An 18,567-nucleotide genomic window follows, 5' to 3' on the forward strand; every position below is an offset into this window, starting at 1 on the left:
CAATGTCGGATCAGGCTTCGTTGATTGTTAGCGCAGCTGGATTAACCAGTTGTCGAATCGCTTTTTTATTCCCGATAAAATAATCGTGTAACGCCCGGTTCATGATATCGGCGTGGTGATCTTCCACCTCGAACGTAGCACCGGCAATATGCGGAGTCGCCAGTACGTCGTCACGATGAATCAGCTTGTAATCGATTGCATCCGGCGGTTCATAATCGAACACATCCAGAATGGCCCCGCGAATCTGTTTTCGTTCCAGTACGTCCAGCAAATCCTCTCGGTTTACTACCACGGCGCGGGCTGTATTGACAAAAACGGCATCGGGTTTCATTAGCGAAAACAATCGTTTATCGATCAACCCTTTCGTTTGCTCCGTAACTGGCAAATGAATTGATACTACGTCGCTTGTGGAAAAGATTTCCTCCAACGTTACTTTCTGGTAATACGAATCGTCGGATGTGTAAAACGGGTCGTAATACTGAATCTGCGTCGGGAAATGACGTATCAAATTGGCGATGGTTTGCCCGACGGCGCCAAAGCCAACCATCCCAATCGTTTTACCAGCTACTTCGTTACCCTTGAACTGAAGATAGGACGTATGCGCACCGGCTTCCCAGTTTTCGCCCTCCAGCCAACGAATACTCGCCAGTGTTTGCCGGTACATCGTAATCAGATTGGCAATAAACAGTTCGGCTACTGCCTGGGCGTTCCGGGCGGGCGTATTAAAAATCGGAATGCCTTTTTGTGTAGCCGTCTCTACCGCTACGTTCGATGGCGTTCCGCGACAAACGCCAATAAAGCGCAGATTCGGAAAAGATTCGATAACGCCTGCTGTTACGTGGTCGTGTTCCGTAATCAGGGCATCGGCCTGCGTTTCCTGTAACAAACCGACGAGCTCTGCTTCAGTGTAACCATGTCCTAAGTCTTTCCAGGGACGGTAAATCACCTCGCCAAACAATTGCTGTAATTCATCCTGCGCCTTCTGATAATAAGGAGCGGTGATAACGATTTTCATATTGATTGTATTCAGATTGTTCGATTAGAAAAATCAGTTACACACTGGCAGTAGCTGCTTCGGCCTTAACTGATTCGCTGGGCAACGTAATGAAACGGGTGAGAATGGCGCTGATGAAATACAGAATAGCCAGCATCCAGACAACGCCTTCATTACCAATAGAGCCGATAAAAAGCCCTACTAACGCCGGACCGACAAACACGGGCAGGCCGGCTCCCAAGTTCAGAATAGCCATAGCCGCGCCTTTATCCTCCTTCACCAGCGACGGCACCAGAGCCGTTAGTGGTACGTACCCCGCCAGCAATGCGCCCCAGAGTACACCCGAAAGCAGCACCATGCCATAACTACCGTCGAACCAGATGGGTGAATAATAGAATAGCAACGTAGTGAGGCCACAGCCCACCCCGCCAAACCACATAATTGTGTTTTGCCAGCCTAGTCGGTCGCCCACGAAGCCGAAAATCAGATTAAAAATAATGTTGCTGGTAAAAATAGTCCCCCAGATTTGCAGCCATTGAACAGTATCGAAACCATGCGTAGCCATGTAGATGGGCAGAAAGACCGGAAAAGCGAACTGCGCTGTAGTGTTAATAATTCGCACAATACCCCCCAGCAATACTTTGGGCTCTTTCTGAATGATAGTCAGGCCGTTGAGAAGTTCTTTCGTTTTCACTCCGGCAGCGGTTACCGACGGACGAAACTGGTCGCGGTTGAGAACAAGCGCAAAGAAAGCGCCCAAAGCCACCCAGAAAATTGATGTCCAGAGCGTATTCTGGTAGCCTAATTCCTTGATGGCCCAACTCGAATAATAAGCCCCAAATACGTTGAGGCCGCCCGTAAACACGAACCAAAACCAGCCTACCGCCCGACCGAGCTGATTTTGTGGAGTTCGATACGTGACCCAGACCAGAAACGAGTAAGCAAACAACGGATAGCCAAAACCGCGGATGGCATAGGTGAATAGCATGACCGGAAAGCTGAGTTTTTCCATGCCATAACCTACAAAACCAACCGTTCCAATAATATACAGCAGCAAACCGGCCAGCATGGCTTTGCGTGGCCCGTAACCTTCAGCTAGTACGCCCGAAAACCAGGACGAAATGGCAATAGTAATCCCATAAACCGTAAATAATGAAGCCGATTGTTGAATGCTCATGCCATGTTCAAGCAAATACGGACTGAGCCATCCTTGTTCGACCCCATCACCCATCATGAAAATAATGATCCCCAGATAGCCCCAGGCCAAGGGCTTCGGCAGGCCAACTTTATCAAATACAGAATTCATGTTTTGAAAGGTTTAGGAATTCAGAACCGGGATTTAGCAGATTTAAGGATTGACTGGATTTTGTTAATTGATAAAACGCTTCGGAGAAGCGAAAACAAAGTCCAGTCAATCCTTAAATCTGCTAAATCCCGGTTCTAAAACTTATTGTACTTAAACAACAATAGATAGGCACAAACAAATATGAAAAGACGTAATGAAACAAATAAAAAGTAAATTAAATTTTTTGAAAGTGTTTTAAAAGTATTTATAATACAATAAAATCTTAATTAGATATGCTTTTTAATAGCTTTGCGGTTAAAAACTTTCTTGGTACAGCCGACAAAAGACCAGCTTTATTGCGATATACAGCTTATTGATAATGAGAAATATAGCCGAGAGACACCAGCTAATATTACAACAACTGAAAGAAAGCGGGCGGGTAAATATTCAGGAGTTAAGCGATCTGATGGACGTTTCAGGCGTTACGATCCGAAAGGATTTGAAACTTCTTGAAGACAAAAGTTTGCTATTTCGGACGCGCGGGGGCGGCTCATTAACGAATCCATATGCATTCGAAAAACCCATCGATGAGAAAGAGCTTATTAATGCGGAAGAGAAACAGAAAATCGCTAAAGCGGCTCTTACGTTGGTGAATCAGCAGGATTCAATCATCATTGGATCAGGAACGACCGTTTTTGAATTAGCTCGTTGTTTATATCCCCAAAAGGCGCTGACTGTCATCACGCCCGCCGTTAAAGTGGCTCACGAACTCAGCAGCCGTGCTAATGTGGAAGTTCTGCAATTAGGCGGACTGATTAGACCTAATTCTCATTCGGTAGTGGGAACGCTGGCCGAGCAAATGCTGGATAATTTGTCGTGTGGCCTTTTGTTTATTGGCGTTGATGGTATTGACTTTGACTTTGGCCTGTCGATCAGCAACCTGACCGAAACCAGTATTAATCGAAAAATGCTGGAAACGGCCCAAAACGTAGCAGTTATGGCCGATTTCTCCAAATTTGGCAGGCGAGGTATTGGCAAAATAGGCGACCTTGACCATGTTCAATACGTCATCACAGATGCTAATACCTCGCCGGAAATTGTCCGAAATTTAGAAGACCGGGGCATTAAAGTTATTATCGGTACGTAATATGTTGCCGACTATTCATAACAACGGACTTCTAGTAATGCTGCTGGGGCCAGCCCTGCATTCGGTTTTAAATGAATCGTTAACTGACTGGTTTCTACAGGATTTTCGAATAAAATTGTATTTCGTGCCTGGTGGTTATTGGCCGTTTCGTGAATACGTTCCTGACGGTCATTGCAAATAACGTACTGCTGCACACAGAAGGGCGAAACCGTTTCAGGATTTAACATGATAACCGTTTCGAGCGGGTGATCGAAGTCGGCGTCGAAAAACAGTTCGACTCGACTGATACGTTGTGTTTCCGGCCAGCGTAGCGTTAAGGTCGGGTTGGTATCTATTAAATCAGCAACCCACGCATTGGGCTGATTCGTAGGTCGTTGCACTCCGTTCGTTACGTTACCGGCTGCAAAAAGCGAAATCCCTCCTTCTATTTTCAATGCAATATTATGGCCATTGGGCCGACGGCTGGGGCACCAGAACTCAAACGCATCGACACCAATATCTTCTGTTGGCACCTGCTTTCCGTAATTCGATACTGCCGGATTGGTTTTGTTGAAAACCGACAGTACTCCTGTAAGGCGCAGCTGACTGTATTGCAGCTGAATGTGCGGATTTTTTATAAAGCAGACAAACACGTATTGCGGATCGTCAAGTGCTACGTCAAACGGCAGTGTTACGTCCTGTTTTCCTTTTTGAATGGGTAACGTCAGCGTTTGGAGCGTTACGTCGGGCGTATGATTAACTGGTTTACTGCTCCGACGTAGCTCAACCGTTAACGTCGTATCAGCATCCGACGTAACAAAAGCCGTCATTTTTGGGACAGAACCAGCCGGTAACGGAAGCATCTGAGCCGCCGAATCAGCCAATGGTTCAAGTGGACCATCGGGCGGCAACTGCGTCAGAATGAGCTCACTCGATGAGGTTAACGTAGCATTTTGCACCAAATCCTGTTCATCCTGCAATCGTAAATTCGGAATATGATGACCAGTTCTGAGTAACTCTCGTTGCAAATCTTTCATGCGTTCGGTAGCCAGCAAATCGCGCGGATTGAGCCCTTCGCGGGCACAAATCGCAGCCGCCATACCCGACGCCTGACCAACATGCGCACTCGTAGCCATCACCCGCGACGAGCCAAACGCTACGTGTGTAGCCGAAATGATACGTCCGGCCAGAAACAGATTATCGATGTTTCGCGAATACAGACAACGGTACGGAATCTGGTAAATTCCCTTGCTGTGCCATTGATTACAACCCGGTTTTTCGCTGAAAACTCCATCCGCCGGGTGCAAATCGATGCTCCAACCACCAAACGCAACGGCATCGGCATGCTGACGCTGTTCCACTACGTCCTGTTGGATCAGCATATAATCGCCCTCAAACCGACGACTTTCGCGCTTGCCGGGAATGGTGCCGACCCATTCAAGCGTCAGATTTTCGGCTTCGGGAAACTGACCCGAATTTTTGATGTGGTTCCAGACGCCATACACGACTTTCCAGAGTTCCCATTTGATGGTTTCGGTATCGTGTACCGTGTCAAGCCGACCACCGTATTCAATCCACCAAAGCTGGCAACCAAATTCCTGGGCGTTGAAATTTCGGTAACGCGGAATTTTCGTGATATCGTTCAGCGCATACGCAGGTGGCACAAATCGAACCGGACGACCGACATCTTTCGTATAGAAATACATTGAATGACCCAATAATTCGCCGTATTCAGCCGTGGGCGCAAACTTCTCGCCGAACTCTTCCGACGACTCGGCCCCCATCCGGAAAGCTGCACCTGACTGAAAACCAACGATTCCATCGCCCGACGCATCAACGAAAAGTGGCGCGGTCAGGTCGTACAACGTACTGTTCTGGCTACAGAATCCTTTCAATCCGCTAATGGTGTTCGGCCCGGATTTTTCGACTTCGTAAATGGCCGTATTTAGTAGTAGTTTGATATTTGGCTCCGACACTACTTTTTCGAGCAAAATAGTGTCGAAAATGAGTGGATTCCCTTCCGGGTTACGGTTCCAGTTTTCGACAAGTAGTTCGTCGATAACGCCCCCTTCGCGCGCCCAGCGGTTGTTGTTGCCCATGTGCGACGTAGCGCCCAAGACCCACAGTCGTACCTCACTCGACGCATTTCCGCCCAGCACGGGCCGATCCTGCACGAGCACTACGCGCGCGCCCGCCCGAGCCGCGGTAATGGCACAGCATGTACCGGAAAGGCCGCCCCCAACCACAATCAGGTCAGCGTTATGAGTAATTGTATTTAATGTTCGTTTATCGGTTGCGTTGGATTTTATCATTAGGCTGACCTGTTAAACTTATGGAGTATGGAGACTGACCGACATTGTTCAGAGTAGCGAGTCGGTATTGATATATTTTTTTAGCGTCTAATCCGGTGAGGAGAAACCGGCCCGTTTGTGCCGCCGAAATCGGTTTTTGAAGCCATGCACTGCTTCCGGCTGGCTGATATTCCACTACGTAGCCGGTGGCTTTAGAAACTGGTTCAAAGCAGATAACAGCGTCGCTCCCCGAACGCAGAACACCTTGTAAAACCGGAGCTGCTGGTTTTTGTCCGCCATCGGGCGTAACGCTACGTTCCTCCGACCAATCGCTATCGCTCCAGCTATCAGTAACGCGCTGAAATCGAAACGAATACGGCTGGCCATTTATCAGATTTGGTACGAACAACGTACCGGCAGCGGACGTTTGTATGGTGCGTGCATTGGCATAATCGCCGGGCTTCGTAGTTACCTGCACCCGGTACATATAGTCCGTTTCGGGGCTAGCGTATCCAATGAAAAAGCCCCCGTCGGCTGGCTCTACGTGCTGAATAATGGGTGGAGCAAACTGCGCCGTGTCAACTTTTATTTTACGTACTTCAGACGACTGCGTTTCGCCCACGTTGTTCATGGCTACGAGCGCGACCTGATACGTTTTGCCCAGCGTTAGCTTTGGAATCTCGATGAAATCGTTGATCGTAGTGGACGTTTCCTGATCCAGACCTGATTCGCCATAACGTGCTTTATATGCCGTTGCCGTCGGGCTTTTCTGAAAATGAACGCGAATCACACCACCTCCATTTGTGCCATTATAATAAATTCTTCCGCCGTTGGAATAGGTCAATTTGACGGGCGCTGGCTTTTGCAGAAATAACGTAGTATCAGCCTGAACGTCGCCAGTCGGAGCCAGCAACTCGACGCTCATAGCAAAGGCGTTGTCAGCTTGCCATTTGACAGTAAAATTCTTTGCAGCATCGCCAGGACGGATATCAGGCAACGTCACTAAACCACCCTGACCAATTTTGCCGGTTGCGTCGGTCCGTTTCCAAATCAGTCGATAGCCGTGTAATGCGTAAGCGGGTAAATCAAGAATACCACGCGGGGTTATTGTCAACGTAGCAGACGTACCGGTTGCTTTGACTGCCAATTCACGTAGCGGACTGTATTCTTTTCGAATCGACTGATAAGCCCGTTTCTTGTTTCGGTATACGTCCACAACGCCCCAGGCGCGGTTTCCGGAACCTTCTTTCGTGCCGTTGAACCGACTTCGGTAATCGTTAAACGTCCACAATGACCCGCCGATCAGGTAAGGAATATTTCGGATTGAATCGACCAGCAAATGCGCGTTGAAGTTACCATCGAGATTTTCGGTAAACTGTGTGATACCGTATTCGGTGTAGAAGAGCGTTTTGTTCGGGTGCTTCTCGTGAATCTGGCGAATGTTCGGACCTAAATTCTGGCTGTACCCATTCACCAGCCCCATATCACTGGTATCGACGACATCCGGCGTAAATCGACCCGTATGACTGACCGCCGATACGTATCGCGTGCTATCCAGCGTACGGGCAAACGGAACTGCTTTTTCGACATACGGCAGCGATTTGGGGAAGTAGCCAATTTCATTTCCCACGCTCCACATTATCACGCTTGGGTGATTATATTGATTGGCAATCAGCCGGGTAAGCCAATCGCGCGACGTAGCACTATTCGGATCAGCAAACCGGTCGAAACCCCAAAGCGGAATCTCGGAAATGACCAGCATACCCCGTTCGTCAAGATAATCCATCACTTCTTCGGGCAGGCACAGGTGCGACAATCGCGTCATGGTACAGCCTACGTTTTTCAGCAAGTCAATATCTTCCTTGATGCGCCAGGTCGGTAACGTATTACCCGTCGTGCGGTCATCGGGTACGAGGTTAAAGCCCATCGGTCGGATAATTTCGCCGTTGAGTTTTAGTGTGTACGCTTTGTTATCGATTTCAATTTTACGTAGCCCGAAGCGATTGGTTTGTTTTTCAGTATTGGAAAGCGTTACGTTGGATGAGTATAAAAATGGATCATCAAAATGCCAGAGATGCGTTTCTTTAGTTGTCAGTGCAGCTTGCACAACGGTAGAAGCAGTGCCGCTGGCCGGTACACTCACTGTAAACGGTAATGACCGAGTAAAACCATTCGTGGCAGATAACTGCACCGTTCCCGTTACGTTAGCGGCCTGACTTCCATGGTTTTGAAGAAAAACCCGAACAGAAACCGTCGCCGATTTTTTACTTAAATCGACCGAAGGTGTAATGTGCTGACGAACAATCCGAACCGGCTCCGACACCACCAGCGAAACCGGCCGGCGAATACCACCCCAATTCCAGATAGCCCCACGCGTGAGTGAGTTATCCGCACAGACAACCAACGTATTAGGGCCGTTGGCGTTCAGTAATTTCGTTACGTCGAATTCAAACGGCAGGAAACCACTATGATTTTCGCCCAGTTTCTGACCATTGAGCCAGACGGCACAATCGTGATAAACCGCTTCGAACAGCAACCGAACAACCTTATCACCGCTACGTTGGGGCGCAGCAAACGTCCGACGATACCAGCCTTTCCCGACGTAACTGGCGTACTCATTCCGCAAATCCCAGTTCCCCGGAACCGGCAGTGAATCCCAACTGGCAACATTCGCTTCTGACCGGAACCAGCCTTGCTGTTCACCCACATCGTTAGGGTCTGTCCGAAAAGCCCATTTGCCATTGAGCGACGTATTTTGAGCCAAGACTGGCGCTGTCATTGCCAATACAATGAAGGCAAGAATTGATAACGTATTGACTTTAATATGGTTACTAAGGAACTGCATTCTATGTATTAGTTATTTTGATTCAGCATTCATTGGTTCCGGTTCACTCGTTGATTCGCTACGTCGGGAAGCTCGCCAGGGAATTAGCGCGGCTAGTAAAATCACGACGCCAATAACAGACGTAACAGTCCCGCCGACATTAGCCAGAAAACCCAGCCCGAACAGCATGATCGCGGTGAAAACCAGCGAGCCAGCAATCACTTTAAGCCCGAATCGATTTTGCTGAGCAATGGCTTCTTTTTCTTCCGCCGAAGTGGCTTCTGCTACGTTGTCGCGCTTCTGTTGCCGGGCTTCGAGGTAACGTAAATGCTCATCGGCGACCAAGTCTTTCGAACGGGCGTAGAGTTCATAAATCAGCAGCAACGCCAGCGTCAGGCCAACGCCAATCACCGTCTCCGTTCCGCGTGAGAGTTTGAAATTCAGTAAAGCCGGTGATAGCACTTTGAAGAACAGGTTCACGGCCAGGCCAATACTCGTAATCCATAACGTAGCACGACTGGTCAGGCGTTTCGAGAACAGGGCCCAGAGCGGAGGAGCCAACAACGGTCCGCCTGTAATCGATGAGATACTCAGCACTACCTCAACAATACCGCCTGCTTTTGGCACCAGTAGCGCGATACCAATCATACCCAACCCAAAGAACCAGGACGAACCGCGTGCCACACGAATCAACTGTCGGTCAGACGCTTGCGGATTCATCAAGCCCTTATAAATGTCATTTGTAAATACGGCGGACACTACGTTCAAAGCCGTGTTGGCGCTGGCCGACGTAGAGAAATACATGCCCGTCAACATCAGGCCGAGCAATCCCGGCGGTAGTACCAACTGGCAGATTTTCAGGTATGCATTTTCAGTATCCAGCCCCGTCAGTGATGGGTCAATAACGTGGTAAATCATCGGTGGCATCATCCAGATAACTGGGCTAATCAGATATAGTCCAGCAAACAGAAAGGCCACTTTCCTGGCTGATTTCGGGCTGTCGACACTAGTGTATCGCTGCACGAACGTCCAGTTTCCCCCGATGTAGGCGATGTGGTAAAAGACAAAAGCCAGCACGAAACCAAACGTATATTCGCCATTCAGAACGTTGAAAAAATCGTTGGGAACAGCGTTTATAAACCCATCGAAGCCGCCCACACGATCAAGCGATAAGGGCAGCAGGATAAACACAGCGGCCGAAAGCACCACGAATTGCAGAATGTCGGTCACCATAACCGCCCATAACCCACCAACGGCGGTGTACGCAATCATGAAAATACCCAGCCCAATCGTCGTAGGCACTAGCGGCAAATTCAGCGATGAACTGACGAGTTTGGCTACCGGATACAGCACCGATCCTTTGATAAAAATGCTGACCAGTGTAAAGATGAAAATGTAGGCTTTCTGCACCGTCAGTCCCAGCCGTTCACGGATGAACTCAGCGGCTGTGAGCGCACCTGTGGCTTTCCAACGGGGAGCCAGATACAGACCGGTTACCAGCGCGCCGATGCACATGGTCCATTGAATCGTAATGGCCACCCAGCCGTATTTGTAGGCAATACTACCCCAGGCCACGAACGTACCGGCCGAGAAAAAGCTCATGAACAGCGACAGGCCACCGATGAACCAGGGAACGGCTTCGCCACCGGCAAAAAACGATTTCAGGTTGCGTCCCGTCCGGGCAAACAGCATCCCGATTCCCAGCACAAACGCGGAGAAAATGACGATGACGGCGGTATCAATGGTTGTATTCATCAGTTAATTACGTAGCGTCATAGGGTCGATGGTTATAGATTTTCCATCAGTTCCAATACCTTCTAATTTGTATTCCAGCACTTGTTTCGGGTCGTTCAGATGAATGCTGAACTCATACGGATAGCGTGTATCCTCAACCGTTTTCCACTCCTGATTCCCAAGTCGGTAACGTAGCGTCACCTGTTTCAGCGTTTTTTCGGTCGCGTCGGTAAAGATGTAGGCATCCGAAAATTGCGGCACCAGATTAAACAGCATTCCTGTTACGGTGCCAAGCTGCGTAGCGGTTTCTTTACGATGAAACGCTTCCTTCGGCAACGTAGTAGCACCCGTAGACGTACCATTACCGGTTTCCAGAACGGCTTGTTTCTGCAACGGTACGTCTACTTTCAACCCGTGAATCTTAATACCGATCAGCCCAAGTGCCGGTACGTTGGCAGACAGTTTCCCGTCGGTCATCGTGCCTTCTATCGACGTACCATCAGCTTGATAAATCGTGAGTTTATACGTCTGGCCTTTGTTCCAGGGAATCAAATCAGGTTGCAGACTGAGCGTCGACGTAATGGCCTTGTTCGCCGTATTCATTAACACTACGTAGAGGTCATTCTGCCCAACGCCGAACAAATGATTTAGCGCAATGTCGTTTACCTGCATCGCGTTAGCCGGGAGCCACAGCCGAACGTCTTTATTTCCGAAAACTTCACCCGATTTGTGCCCATATACCTTACTGCTCAGGTAGGCGTAACCGGGTGCATAGGCCGACGGAAAATTCACTTTCCCTTTCGACATTCGGTACGCATCGCTCACCAGAAAATCCATCACCAGCGCAATGTGCGGCCAGATGTGATTAAAAAAGATGAAGTTAAATTTGATGTCCCAGTAATCGTGGAGCGGGTAATCCGGCGACTGATAGACGTTGGTTGCCAACGTAGTAAAATAATAACCGGGGAAATTAGCGTATCGCCCAACCACCGCGTTGTAAGCCGCATCGCGAAACAACGTATCATTAGCCAGATGCGCCAGACGTAGCAAATAAGCCGCATGATGCGCCAACATAATGGGGCCATTACCCACATAAGTATGCGGCTGTTCAGGTGATAAACCCACCAGCGACGTACGCCAGGCATCTATTTTCTGTTCAGGAGCCTGAATCGTAGCGTCGAATCCAGGCAAAAAATCGAGGCTGTTTATTTTGTACCGTTTATGCGCCTGCCCCTTCACAACCCCCCCCTGATTGACGGTGATCAGCGAATCGGGAGCCATTGGGTTTGAACGTAGCCAGAGCAACATCTGACGCGCACCAGTGATAGCGGCCTCCAGATAACGCGGCTCTTTTGTCTCTTCATAAAGCTCAAGCAAATCGAGCCAGCGGGGCGTAAAATCAGTGTAGAACAGCGCTTCCGTATCTTTCAGTCCTGCATTAGTCTGGAAATTGGTTGGGTATTTTCCTAGCTCCTGTTTGACAGCCGCGTCTGCTTTCTGGCGTGTTTTTTCGAGATCAGCAGGGGTACGTAGCATCCGGTATCGGGCCAGAAAATCCTGCCACGAATCACCACCGGTTGCCGTGTTCAGATTCAGTTTACGAGCTTTTCCGAATATGCGCTCCGTTTCGAGTTGAAAGGCCGAAGTTCGACCACCCGTCATATCATGCAAACCTGATAATTCACCGATTTCGACACAAGGGCCTTTCAGAAAATGCGACGGACTTTGCAGTCGTATCGTGTCGGAAATGGCATACAAATACTTCTCCCGCGACATCACGTACTCCATCATCGGCAACGCCCGACGCCGGTAAATTTCCATGCTTCCCGTACTCAACGCTACACCCAGCGCGTGCAGCGCCGATACGTTCTTCACCGAACCCACTACGTCCTGCACGTAGTCAGAGCCTTTCAGCTCTTCCACCCAACCGCCATACGGCCCCATCGCGTAGTCAATCATGTTCTGGAGCGTCTGATTGAGCGAAACGGTGGCGTTCTGGCGTTCTTTTTTGTAATGAAAAATGTCGCGCAGAATGAATTGCGTACCCGTGTACCAATCGCCCGGATGCAGGACGTAGCGGAGTTTGAACGAATACGTTTTGCCCGGCGTCATCTTCGAATCGTCGCTACCCAGAATTGGCGCAAACAGCATCGGGCGGGCTTTTCCAGCTTCGTCACGTAGCACCAAACCAAAGCGCGAATTTTTGGTAAATGCGTACCGATACGGTATCTCCGATGGATCAGGCGCTACGCCTTCGGTCAGGCCGTTGGTATTGACGAACGTAGCAGCCGTAAGCGCAAACGCTTCGGGAGCCAGGTACGATTTGTTCGGAAACCTCCGCCAAGACCACGTCATCGGCTGATACAAGAACTGGACATTAGACGTATCAGTCGGTGTTAACCCTGTGAATCCCAGCGAATAATACGCATCTGTTTTAGGAGTAAGCTGCATCTCAATGACAGACGCTCCTTGCCCTGCTGGCAACGTAACACGTAGCGATAAACTCCCCTGAGACGTTTCTTTAAACGAAAAAATCAACTCGTTGGCCTGTCCCTGCCGAACACTCACCGCCTGATGATACGTACCGGGAGCCACTTTAAATGCATCCCGTTCAATGTCTGTCGCCGAGCGTTTCCAGCCGCCAATCGGATAGCGCGTTTTTTCCGCAGCCGTATTTTGCAGATTCGGATTTTGCGTGGTGGATTGTAACAGCAACTCAGGGCGAATGCTACGTCGTAAATTGCCTTTGGTAATCGTTAAAACCGATTTTGAATTTAGGCGGGCGGGCACCGAAATCTGGTACGTATCGTTGCGAATAGTAAGCACTTGCTGCGACCATACCGGGGCAGCCAATATCCAACTACTGAACAGAGCGAAAACCAGATTCTTTAGATTCATGAACGATTGTGTTTAAATCTGTTACGTTGAGTTTTATTGCCATTCATACGACCAAACCGCGATTCCAAAAGCCGGAAGTTGAATGGCCGGATTAGTTCCAGACAAAGTTTTGCCGTCGGACAGGGATTTCAGATTTCCTTTTCCGGTACGTAGCCCTTCTGGTTTTAATTGAATGTTGGCTGTAGTTGCCTGCGCCCGATTGTTCAGCAATACGATAAACAACTGTTTTTTATCGGTTGATTGTGCTAGTACGCATTCTACGTTTGGGTTATCGGGCGTCACTACGTCCTCGCGAATCAGTAATTCCGCTGGTTTTCCGTAAATGCGTCCCGGCGCGAAACCATAGGTCTGGTGCGGGCCAACTTTTGGCGTTACAAATCCACGCGGAAACGCTATGTTACCCGCCGAACGGAGCTCGGCTTCAGCGAGTAAGTAGTCGGTCAGCCAGCCGATTTGCCACCAGGCGTGGTGCGGATACGGGCCCGCGCCTTTGTTCATGGTATTCCAGTAGTACGACGCCACGCTGGTCTGCGGATCGACAAACGCATGACGACCAACAGCTGCTGCCCGCGCCATATCGGCAAAAATGGGTTCTTTAGTCAGCCCGTACATCCGGATGAACATGCCTGCGTGACTCGCCAGTTGAATTGGGCCATGTCTCGTAGCCGACCCAAAAATGCCACCGTGTTCGAAACTCAAACCCGTCTGACTGATTTCCCAATCTTCGCGGGTAATGCCGTTGACATTTTTGGGTTTATGACTGGCAATCGGATGGGTATAAATTGAGGTCGTGTAAACTTTGGCTGCGGTGATGGCGGCTTTCTGATAGCGAGCGTCTTTCGTCAGGTCGTACAAATCCAGATACGCCTGCGCCGTTTGTCCTGTCGCGAAGTCGGGAGCGTAGCGCGCATCACCACAAACGCCAAGGTAACTACCCGTTTCGATGGCATTTTTCAGCATCCACTCCGCTCCTTTTTTAGCGGCATCCAAATATTTTGGGTCTTTCAGCAATCGGTACGCTACAATCAGGCCGTAGAACGTTGGCCGGACATCCTGCACATCTTTAAAAATCTCAGCGTCAGTGTGGTGATCATACGCTACAGCCCAGCTACCGTCAGACTTTTGCCAGCTCAACAGGCGGTCGGCTCCCAGCTTCAATCGTTGTTTTAGCTCGGCGCTGTTCGGCTCGAACAGGAGCATGTTGCCTACGTCAAGCATGGTGTAGTACGTAACGCCGATGGGTTCCATCACGTCGCCCCATTCTTCCACAAACTTTTTGGATTTCGCCAGATAATACTGTCCTCTGACGGCTCCCTCAAAAAATCCGGGTGTCGTTTGTTGTTGCACCAATTTAAAATTCAGCGCATAAGGCAGTACGTTCTGTGTCAACAGCGGATCTTTGGTAGCCGATGCCAGCATCCACATTGCGCCATAATCCGAATTTTTCATGGCGTCTTTGTTGGAACCAACCACTCCGCCGAGGTACGACTGCGCGCCAATTTTCTTTCCATCAAATTCCTCTACGTTCCAAAGCGACGTTTTTGGGTCGATGAGGTAATGATGCATTTTCTGAATTCGGTCGGTCAGCGGTTGCTTGTTTTGCCGGATCGCCAGCGATTCCTTAAACTTATAGACATCGTATACCGCGTGATTCAGGGCTTTAAACCAGTCGCCATCGGTCAGGCTGTAGCGAAAGGTGTAACTTACTGTTTCGCCAGTGTTCATCGCCGATTTCGCTTCACCCAAAACAGGGTAATACAGCGTCGGTGAAAGTTGCGCTTTGCGGTTCATGTGCGACAGACCAAGCTGCCAATCAGTTTGCGTGATTTTGTCGTTTGCCCACGGATCACGAGCCAGACCGGGTTCGGGAATAACCGACAACGTAAGGCCGTTACGTGTGCTGACCATCGGCGACAACGTACTAGCGCTACGCTCACGATACACAACTGGCAGCATTGGAACGCCATGCCCATACGCATAAGCCAACGCAAAGTTTTTCTGAAATGCGTTCCCTTGAAAATAACCCGGTACCGTAGCCCAACTCAATTGCGATTCGGCAACTGTAGTTAGCGTAGGAGTCGCTAATGAGAAATAGCCCTGTTTTTTAGCCGTAAGTCGCTGCGTCACTACTACGTCCGATGGAAATTTTGGATCGAATTTCCATTCTGTCGTGATCGTTGCTACGTCGGTTTCCTGGCGAAACGTTACGTTATTCTTGCCACTTGTCTGGGCGTTATGCGGGAAAAAGTGAATGGCCTGGCCGGCAGTATTTAGCGAAACGGGACTCGTCGTTTCGGCCCACTGTGCCTGCTGATAATGGTATTTCGGGCCGGGAAAGTCTTCACCCGTAATGGTTTTGAACGTAGTATCGGCCGGGCGGCCGTTGCCGTTATCAGATGGTTTTTCGGCGGCATACAGAAGCGTGTTTTCGCCCGATGGCGTACCAATTGTCTGCCAGCCATTTCCCCGCCGAACCTGTACCTCTTTCAGAGCATAACCTTGAGCCGTTTTTGTCCAACTTAGCTTCACGCGATCATTCGCCAATTGAGGCAAACCCGACTGACTTTTTGCTACGTTACCCGCTGCAAGCAGCAGAAACGAAAGTGCATAAACGAAAAATAACGTACCGTTTTTCATAAAGTTTTTACGCCATTCGTGGCGAATACCTGAAGCTTACCCTCCGGATCGGTATAGAGGAGGTAAGCATCTAATTCGGGATGGGTTTCGAGAAAACGTTTCGTTTTTTCCAGCCCCATCACCATAAACGCCGTATCGTAAGCGTCGGCGGTCATGGCATCGGCGGCAAAAACCGTTACGCTCAACAGATCACTTTGCTCCATCAGCCCCGTTTTTGGGTTGATGATGTGGCTGAACACTTGCCCGTTTGATACGTAGCGATTGCGGTAATTACCTGCCGTGGTCATCGCCCGATTCGTCAAAGGCATTTTGGCCTGCAACTGCTCAGGCCGTAGCGGGTTGGTAACGCCCACAGTCCAGGGCTGCCCCTCTCCTTTTTGCCCTTTCGTCCGAATCTCCCCGCCAACTTCCACCATGTATTGATTAATGCCTTTACTTTCCAGCAGCTTCGCCAGCACGTCGACCGTATAACCCTGCGCGATACCGTTCAAATCAATCCGAATGTTTGGTTTCAGCTTTCGAATCGACAACGAATCGAACGTAACGTAATGAAATCCGACCAGTTGAAGCAACGAATCAACGTTTGCACTTTCCGGCGTTCCTACTTTTTTAGCGCCAAATCCGTAAGCTTCAACCAGCGGCAAAACAGTCGGATCAAAGGCCCCCTCCGTAAGCCGAAAAACCTCGACGGCCTTTTTCAACACCGAATAAAAATGTCCTGACCGAAACCGATACGTTGTACCGCGATTGAATTGCGAAATCTCAGAATCAGCCCGGTACAGCGACAAACTTTTGTCAATATCTGTCAGCGTTGACTCAATTTCGGCCTTGACGTTACGTTGCCGCTCGTCGCGGTATTTGATGTGATACGTTGTTCCCTGCGCTTCCCCCTCCAGACTAATCAACGGCACTTCCCCTGCCGCTTCCATTCCTGTTAAGAGAAACAGAAGCGGTAGGAAGGGCAGTAGAAGTAGGTTAGGGTTTAGCAGTAGTTGGTTCATCTTTGATAATCCCCATCAGTTCGGGTAGGTGTGCCTGATAAACACCCCGCGGGGACGTATTGTATTTTTTCGCTACGTAGGCGGCAAAGCCAACTACCTCGCCCATCATGCCGCAGGTCCGCATCACGCGGGTGCTACCGAATGCTACGTGCGTCGTGCTGATGTTACGTCCGGCCATGAACAGATTCGAAATGTTTTTCGAATACAGACAACGATACGGAATGGTATACGGCGCTACTTTAATATGCTTCGTGCCAGCGAAAAACTCCTGACCTTCAAAATATTTGCTGTTTTTAGCGTCAGGAAAATGCAGGTCGATGGTCCACGTAGCGGTTACGGTGCCGTCATTATATTGCTTCCCTTCCTGAATATCCATCTGGTTCAGAATGTGATCGCCAATGATCCGGCGCGATTCGCGTTTGCCACCAATAAAGGCTACCCAGGCCAGTTCGCGTTTGGCGTATTTTTCCTTCTTGTTGTTTTTCAGATACGACCAGTTTCCGAAAATCGCCCGCAGGTTATGATCGCGGATTTTTTCGGCGTCAGTAATCGTGTTGAAATTGCCGAAACCCGTTTCCCACTCCCAGTCGGCTTTTGGTTGATCGATATGATATTCATCCGTGAAGGGAAGCGCCCAGGGCGTCTCGGGAAACGACGATACCGTATCACGCTCCAGCGACGCCCACAGATTCGACGTACCGAGCGTGAAATCGTCCGATTTCTCGGCCGCCAGCGATTCTCCCGTTTCAGCTTTGCTCTCGCGTCCAAACCGATACTCAGCGCCAACCAGATGCCCCAACGTACCATCGCCGGTGCAATCGGTGAAGTACGTACCACTGAAACGCGTTTCCTGATTGGTGGCAATGTCGCGTCCAACAACAGCTACGACCTTATCGCCTGATTTTTCGGCTTTGTAAACGTGTGTGTTCAGGAACAACGTAATGTTACGTTCGGCTTTCACGATGTTCGTTTTGCGCCCATCACCGTATTCTTTGGCGTCGGCATTACCGTTGCCGGGGTCGCCGTTGTCCATTTCGCGAACGATACGTCCGAGTTTGGGGTAATGGTTTTTGTCGGTATCACCCATCAAGTGCACCCGAATTTCGGAACTGTTGTTACCGCCTAAAACCGGCCGATCCTGAATCAACGCCACTTTCAGACCCATCCGAGCCGCCGAAATTGCCGCACATGTACCAGCAATTCCACCACCTACAACAACCAAATCAAAATTGCCAGCGTCAGCAGTTTTACCGGTCAGATTCAGCAATTTATTCCGAAACGCGTTCAGTTCTTCCAGTTTGTTAGGGGGCGTAAATTTTGGGGTATTCGTAAACAGAATCGCGTCGCAGCGACCGTTGAAGCCGGTCATGTCGTGAAGCGCCAGCGCAACTTGTTCGTTCGTTACGTTCACTTCGCCACCGTCATACCATTTCCATTCGTCGGAGCCGCTTTCACCAAAAACCATTGGTAATGCCTGATTATCAAGCTTTACCTGAAATTTGCCCGGTCCTTTCGGGAAGGGTGCCCAGTCTTTGGTACGTACCCAAACGTGATACTTTCCTTTTTTCGGGAATTTGACCGTTGTGGTTGCGTCTTTTACGGGTCGACCCATGCCGTGTGCCATGATGTACGACGAGCCCTGCACCACAAATGACTGCTGGTCGATAACCCAGCCTCCTTTGTTTTCGAACGATTCCGTTTCGACGAAAACCTGGTCCTGCGCCGATAGTTTCAGGCTGATTATCAGGCAAAACAATAGGCTAAAAAGTGTTTTCAT

Annotated in this window: 10 protein-coding genes; 1 reads left to right on the forward strand and 9 read right to left on the reverse strand. The window is 49.6% G+C overall.

Annotation, left to right across the window (positions count from 1 at the left end; translation table 11 throughout):
- Positions 1 to 10: 10 nt before the first annotated feature.
- Positions 11 to 1,015 (reverse strand): 2-hydroxyacid dehydrogenase, encoded by a 1,005-nt coding sequence (locus tag ACYVF1_RS20125; RefSeq protein WP_461082146.1) that lies wholly within the window; start codon positions 1,013 to 1,015, stop codon positions 11 to 13.
- A gap of 37 nt (positions 1,016 to 1,052) precedes the next feature.
- Entirely contained in the window at positions 1,053 to 2,300 is a 1,248-nt protein-coding gene (locus ACYVF1_RS20130) for an MFS transporter (RefSeq protein ID WP_461082148.1), read from the reverse strand.
- A gap of 358 nt (positions 2,301 to 2,658) precedes the next feature.
- Here ACYVF1_RS20130 and ACYVF1_RS20135 point away from each other — a divergent pair, with 358 nt between their 5' ends.
- Positions 2,659 to 3,426, forward strand: coding sequence for a DeoR/GlpR family DNA-binding transcription regulator (locus ACYVF1_RS20135; protein ID WP_461082150.1), 768 nt, complete (start codon positions 2,659 to 2,661; stop codon positions 3,424 to 3,426).
- Between the two features lie 11 nt (positions 3,427 to 3,437).
- Here ACYVF1_RS20135 and ACYVF1_RS20140 read toward each other — a convergent pair whose 3' ends face one another.
- Genes ACYVF1_RS20140 through ACYVF1_RS20170 form a run of 7 tightly spaced genes read right to left on the reverse strand, consistent with a single transcriptional unit; the run spans position 3,438 to position 18,567 of the window.
- Positions 3,438 to 5,717, reverse strand: coding sequence for an FAD-dependent oxidoreductase (locus ACYVF1_RS20140; RefSeq protein ID WP_461082152.1), 2,280 nt, complete (start codon positions 5,715 to 5,717; stop codon positions 3,438 to 3,440).
- Positions 5,692 to 8,541 carry a sugar-binding domain-containing protein gene (locus tag ACYVF1_RS20145; protein ID WP_461082154.1) on the reverse strand — a complete coding sequence of 950 codons (2,850 nt, stop codon included), beginning with the start codon at positions 8,539 to 8,541 and terminating at the stop codon, positions 5,692 to 5,694. Before ACYVF1_RS20145 ends, ACYVF1_RS20140 begins: the two co-directional genes overlap by 26 nt.
- A 12-nt stretch (positions 8,542 to 8,553) precedes the next feature.
- Positions 8,554 to 10,275 (reverse strand): sodium:solute symporter family protein, encoded by a 1,722-nt coding sequence (locus ACYVF1_RS20150; RefSeq protein ID WP_461082156.1) that lies wholly within the window; start codon positions 10,273 to 10,275, stop codon positions 8,554 to 8,556.
- 3 nt (positions 10,276 to 10,278) lie between these two features.
- Positions 10,279 to 13,152 (reverse strand): hypothetical protein, encoded by a 2,874-nt coding sequence (locus tag ACYVF1_RS20155; protein ID WP_461082158.1) that lies wholly within the window; start codon positions 13,150 to 13,152, stop codon positions 10,279 to 10,281.
- A gap of 33 nt (positions 13,153 to 13,185) precedes the next feature.
- Positions 13,186 to 15,789 (reverse strand): glycoside hydrolase family protein, encoded by a 2,604-nt coding sequence (locus ACYVF1_RS20160; protein WP_461082160.1) that lies wholly within the window; start codon positions 15,787 to 15,789, stop codon positions 13,186 to 13,188.
- Positions 15,786 to 16,790: an FAD:protein FMN transferase gene (locus ACYVF1_RS20165; RefSeq protein ID WP_461082163.1), complete on the reverse strand. Its 1,005-nt coding sequence runs from the start codon at positions 16,788 to 16,790 to the stop codon at positions 15,786 to 15,788. Before ACYVF1_RS20165 ends, ACYVF1_RS20160 begins: the two co-directional genes overlap by 4 nt.
- Positions 16,765 to 18,567 carry an FAD-dependent oxidoreductase gene (locus ACYVF1_RS20170; RefSeq protein WP_461082165.1) on the reverse strand — a complete coding sequence of 601 codons (1,803 nt, stop codon included), beginning with the start codon at positions 18,565 to 18,567 and terminating at the stop codon, positions 16,765 to 16,767. The genes ACYVF1_RS20165 and ACYVF1_RS20170 overlap by 26 nt, the downstream gene beginning before the upstream one ends.

The organism is Spirosoma flavus (assembly GCF_054778555.1).

Coding starts and splice junctions, on each gene's coding strand:
- ACYVF1_RS20125 (WP_461082146.1), bottom strand. CDS start 1,015: ATGAAAATCGTTATCACCGCTCCTTATTATCAGAAGGCGCAGGATGAA.
- ACYVF1_RS20130 (WP_461082148.1), bottom strand. CDS start 2,300: ATGAATTCTGTATTTGATAAAGTTGGCCTGCCGAAGCCCTTGGCCTGG.
- ACYVF1_RS20135 (WP_461082150.1), top strand. CDS start 2,659: ATGAGAAATATAGCCGAGAGACACCAGCTAATATTACAACAACTGAAA.
- ACYVF1_RS20140 (WP_461082152.1), bottom strand. CDS start 5,717: ATGATAAAATCCAACGCAACCGATAAACGAACATTAAATACAATTACT.
- ACYVF1_RS20145 (WP_461082154.1), bottom strand. CDS start 8,541: ATGCAGTTCCTTAGTAACCATATTAAAGTCAATACGTTATCAATTCTT.
- ACYVF1_RS20150 (WP_461082156.1), bottom strand. CDS start 10,275: ATGAATACAACCATTGATACCGCCGTCATCGTCATTTTCTCCGCGTTT.
- ACYVF1_RS20155 (WP_461082158.1), bottom strand. CDS start 13,152: ATGAATCTAAAGAATCTGGTTTTCGCTCTGTTCAGTAGTTGGATATTG.
- ACYVF1_RS20160 (WP_461082160.1), bottom strand. CDS start 15,789: ATGAAAAACGGTACGTTATTTTTCGTTTATGCACTTTCGTTTCTGCTG.
- ACYVF1_RS20165 (WP_461082163.1), bottom strand. CDS start 16,790: ATGAACCAACTACTGCTAAACCCTAACCTACTTCTACTGCCCTTCCTA.
- ACYVF1_RS20170 (WP_461082165.1), bottom strand. CDS start 18,567: ATGAAAACACTTTTTAGCCTATTGTTTTGCCTGATAATCAGCCTGAAA.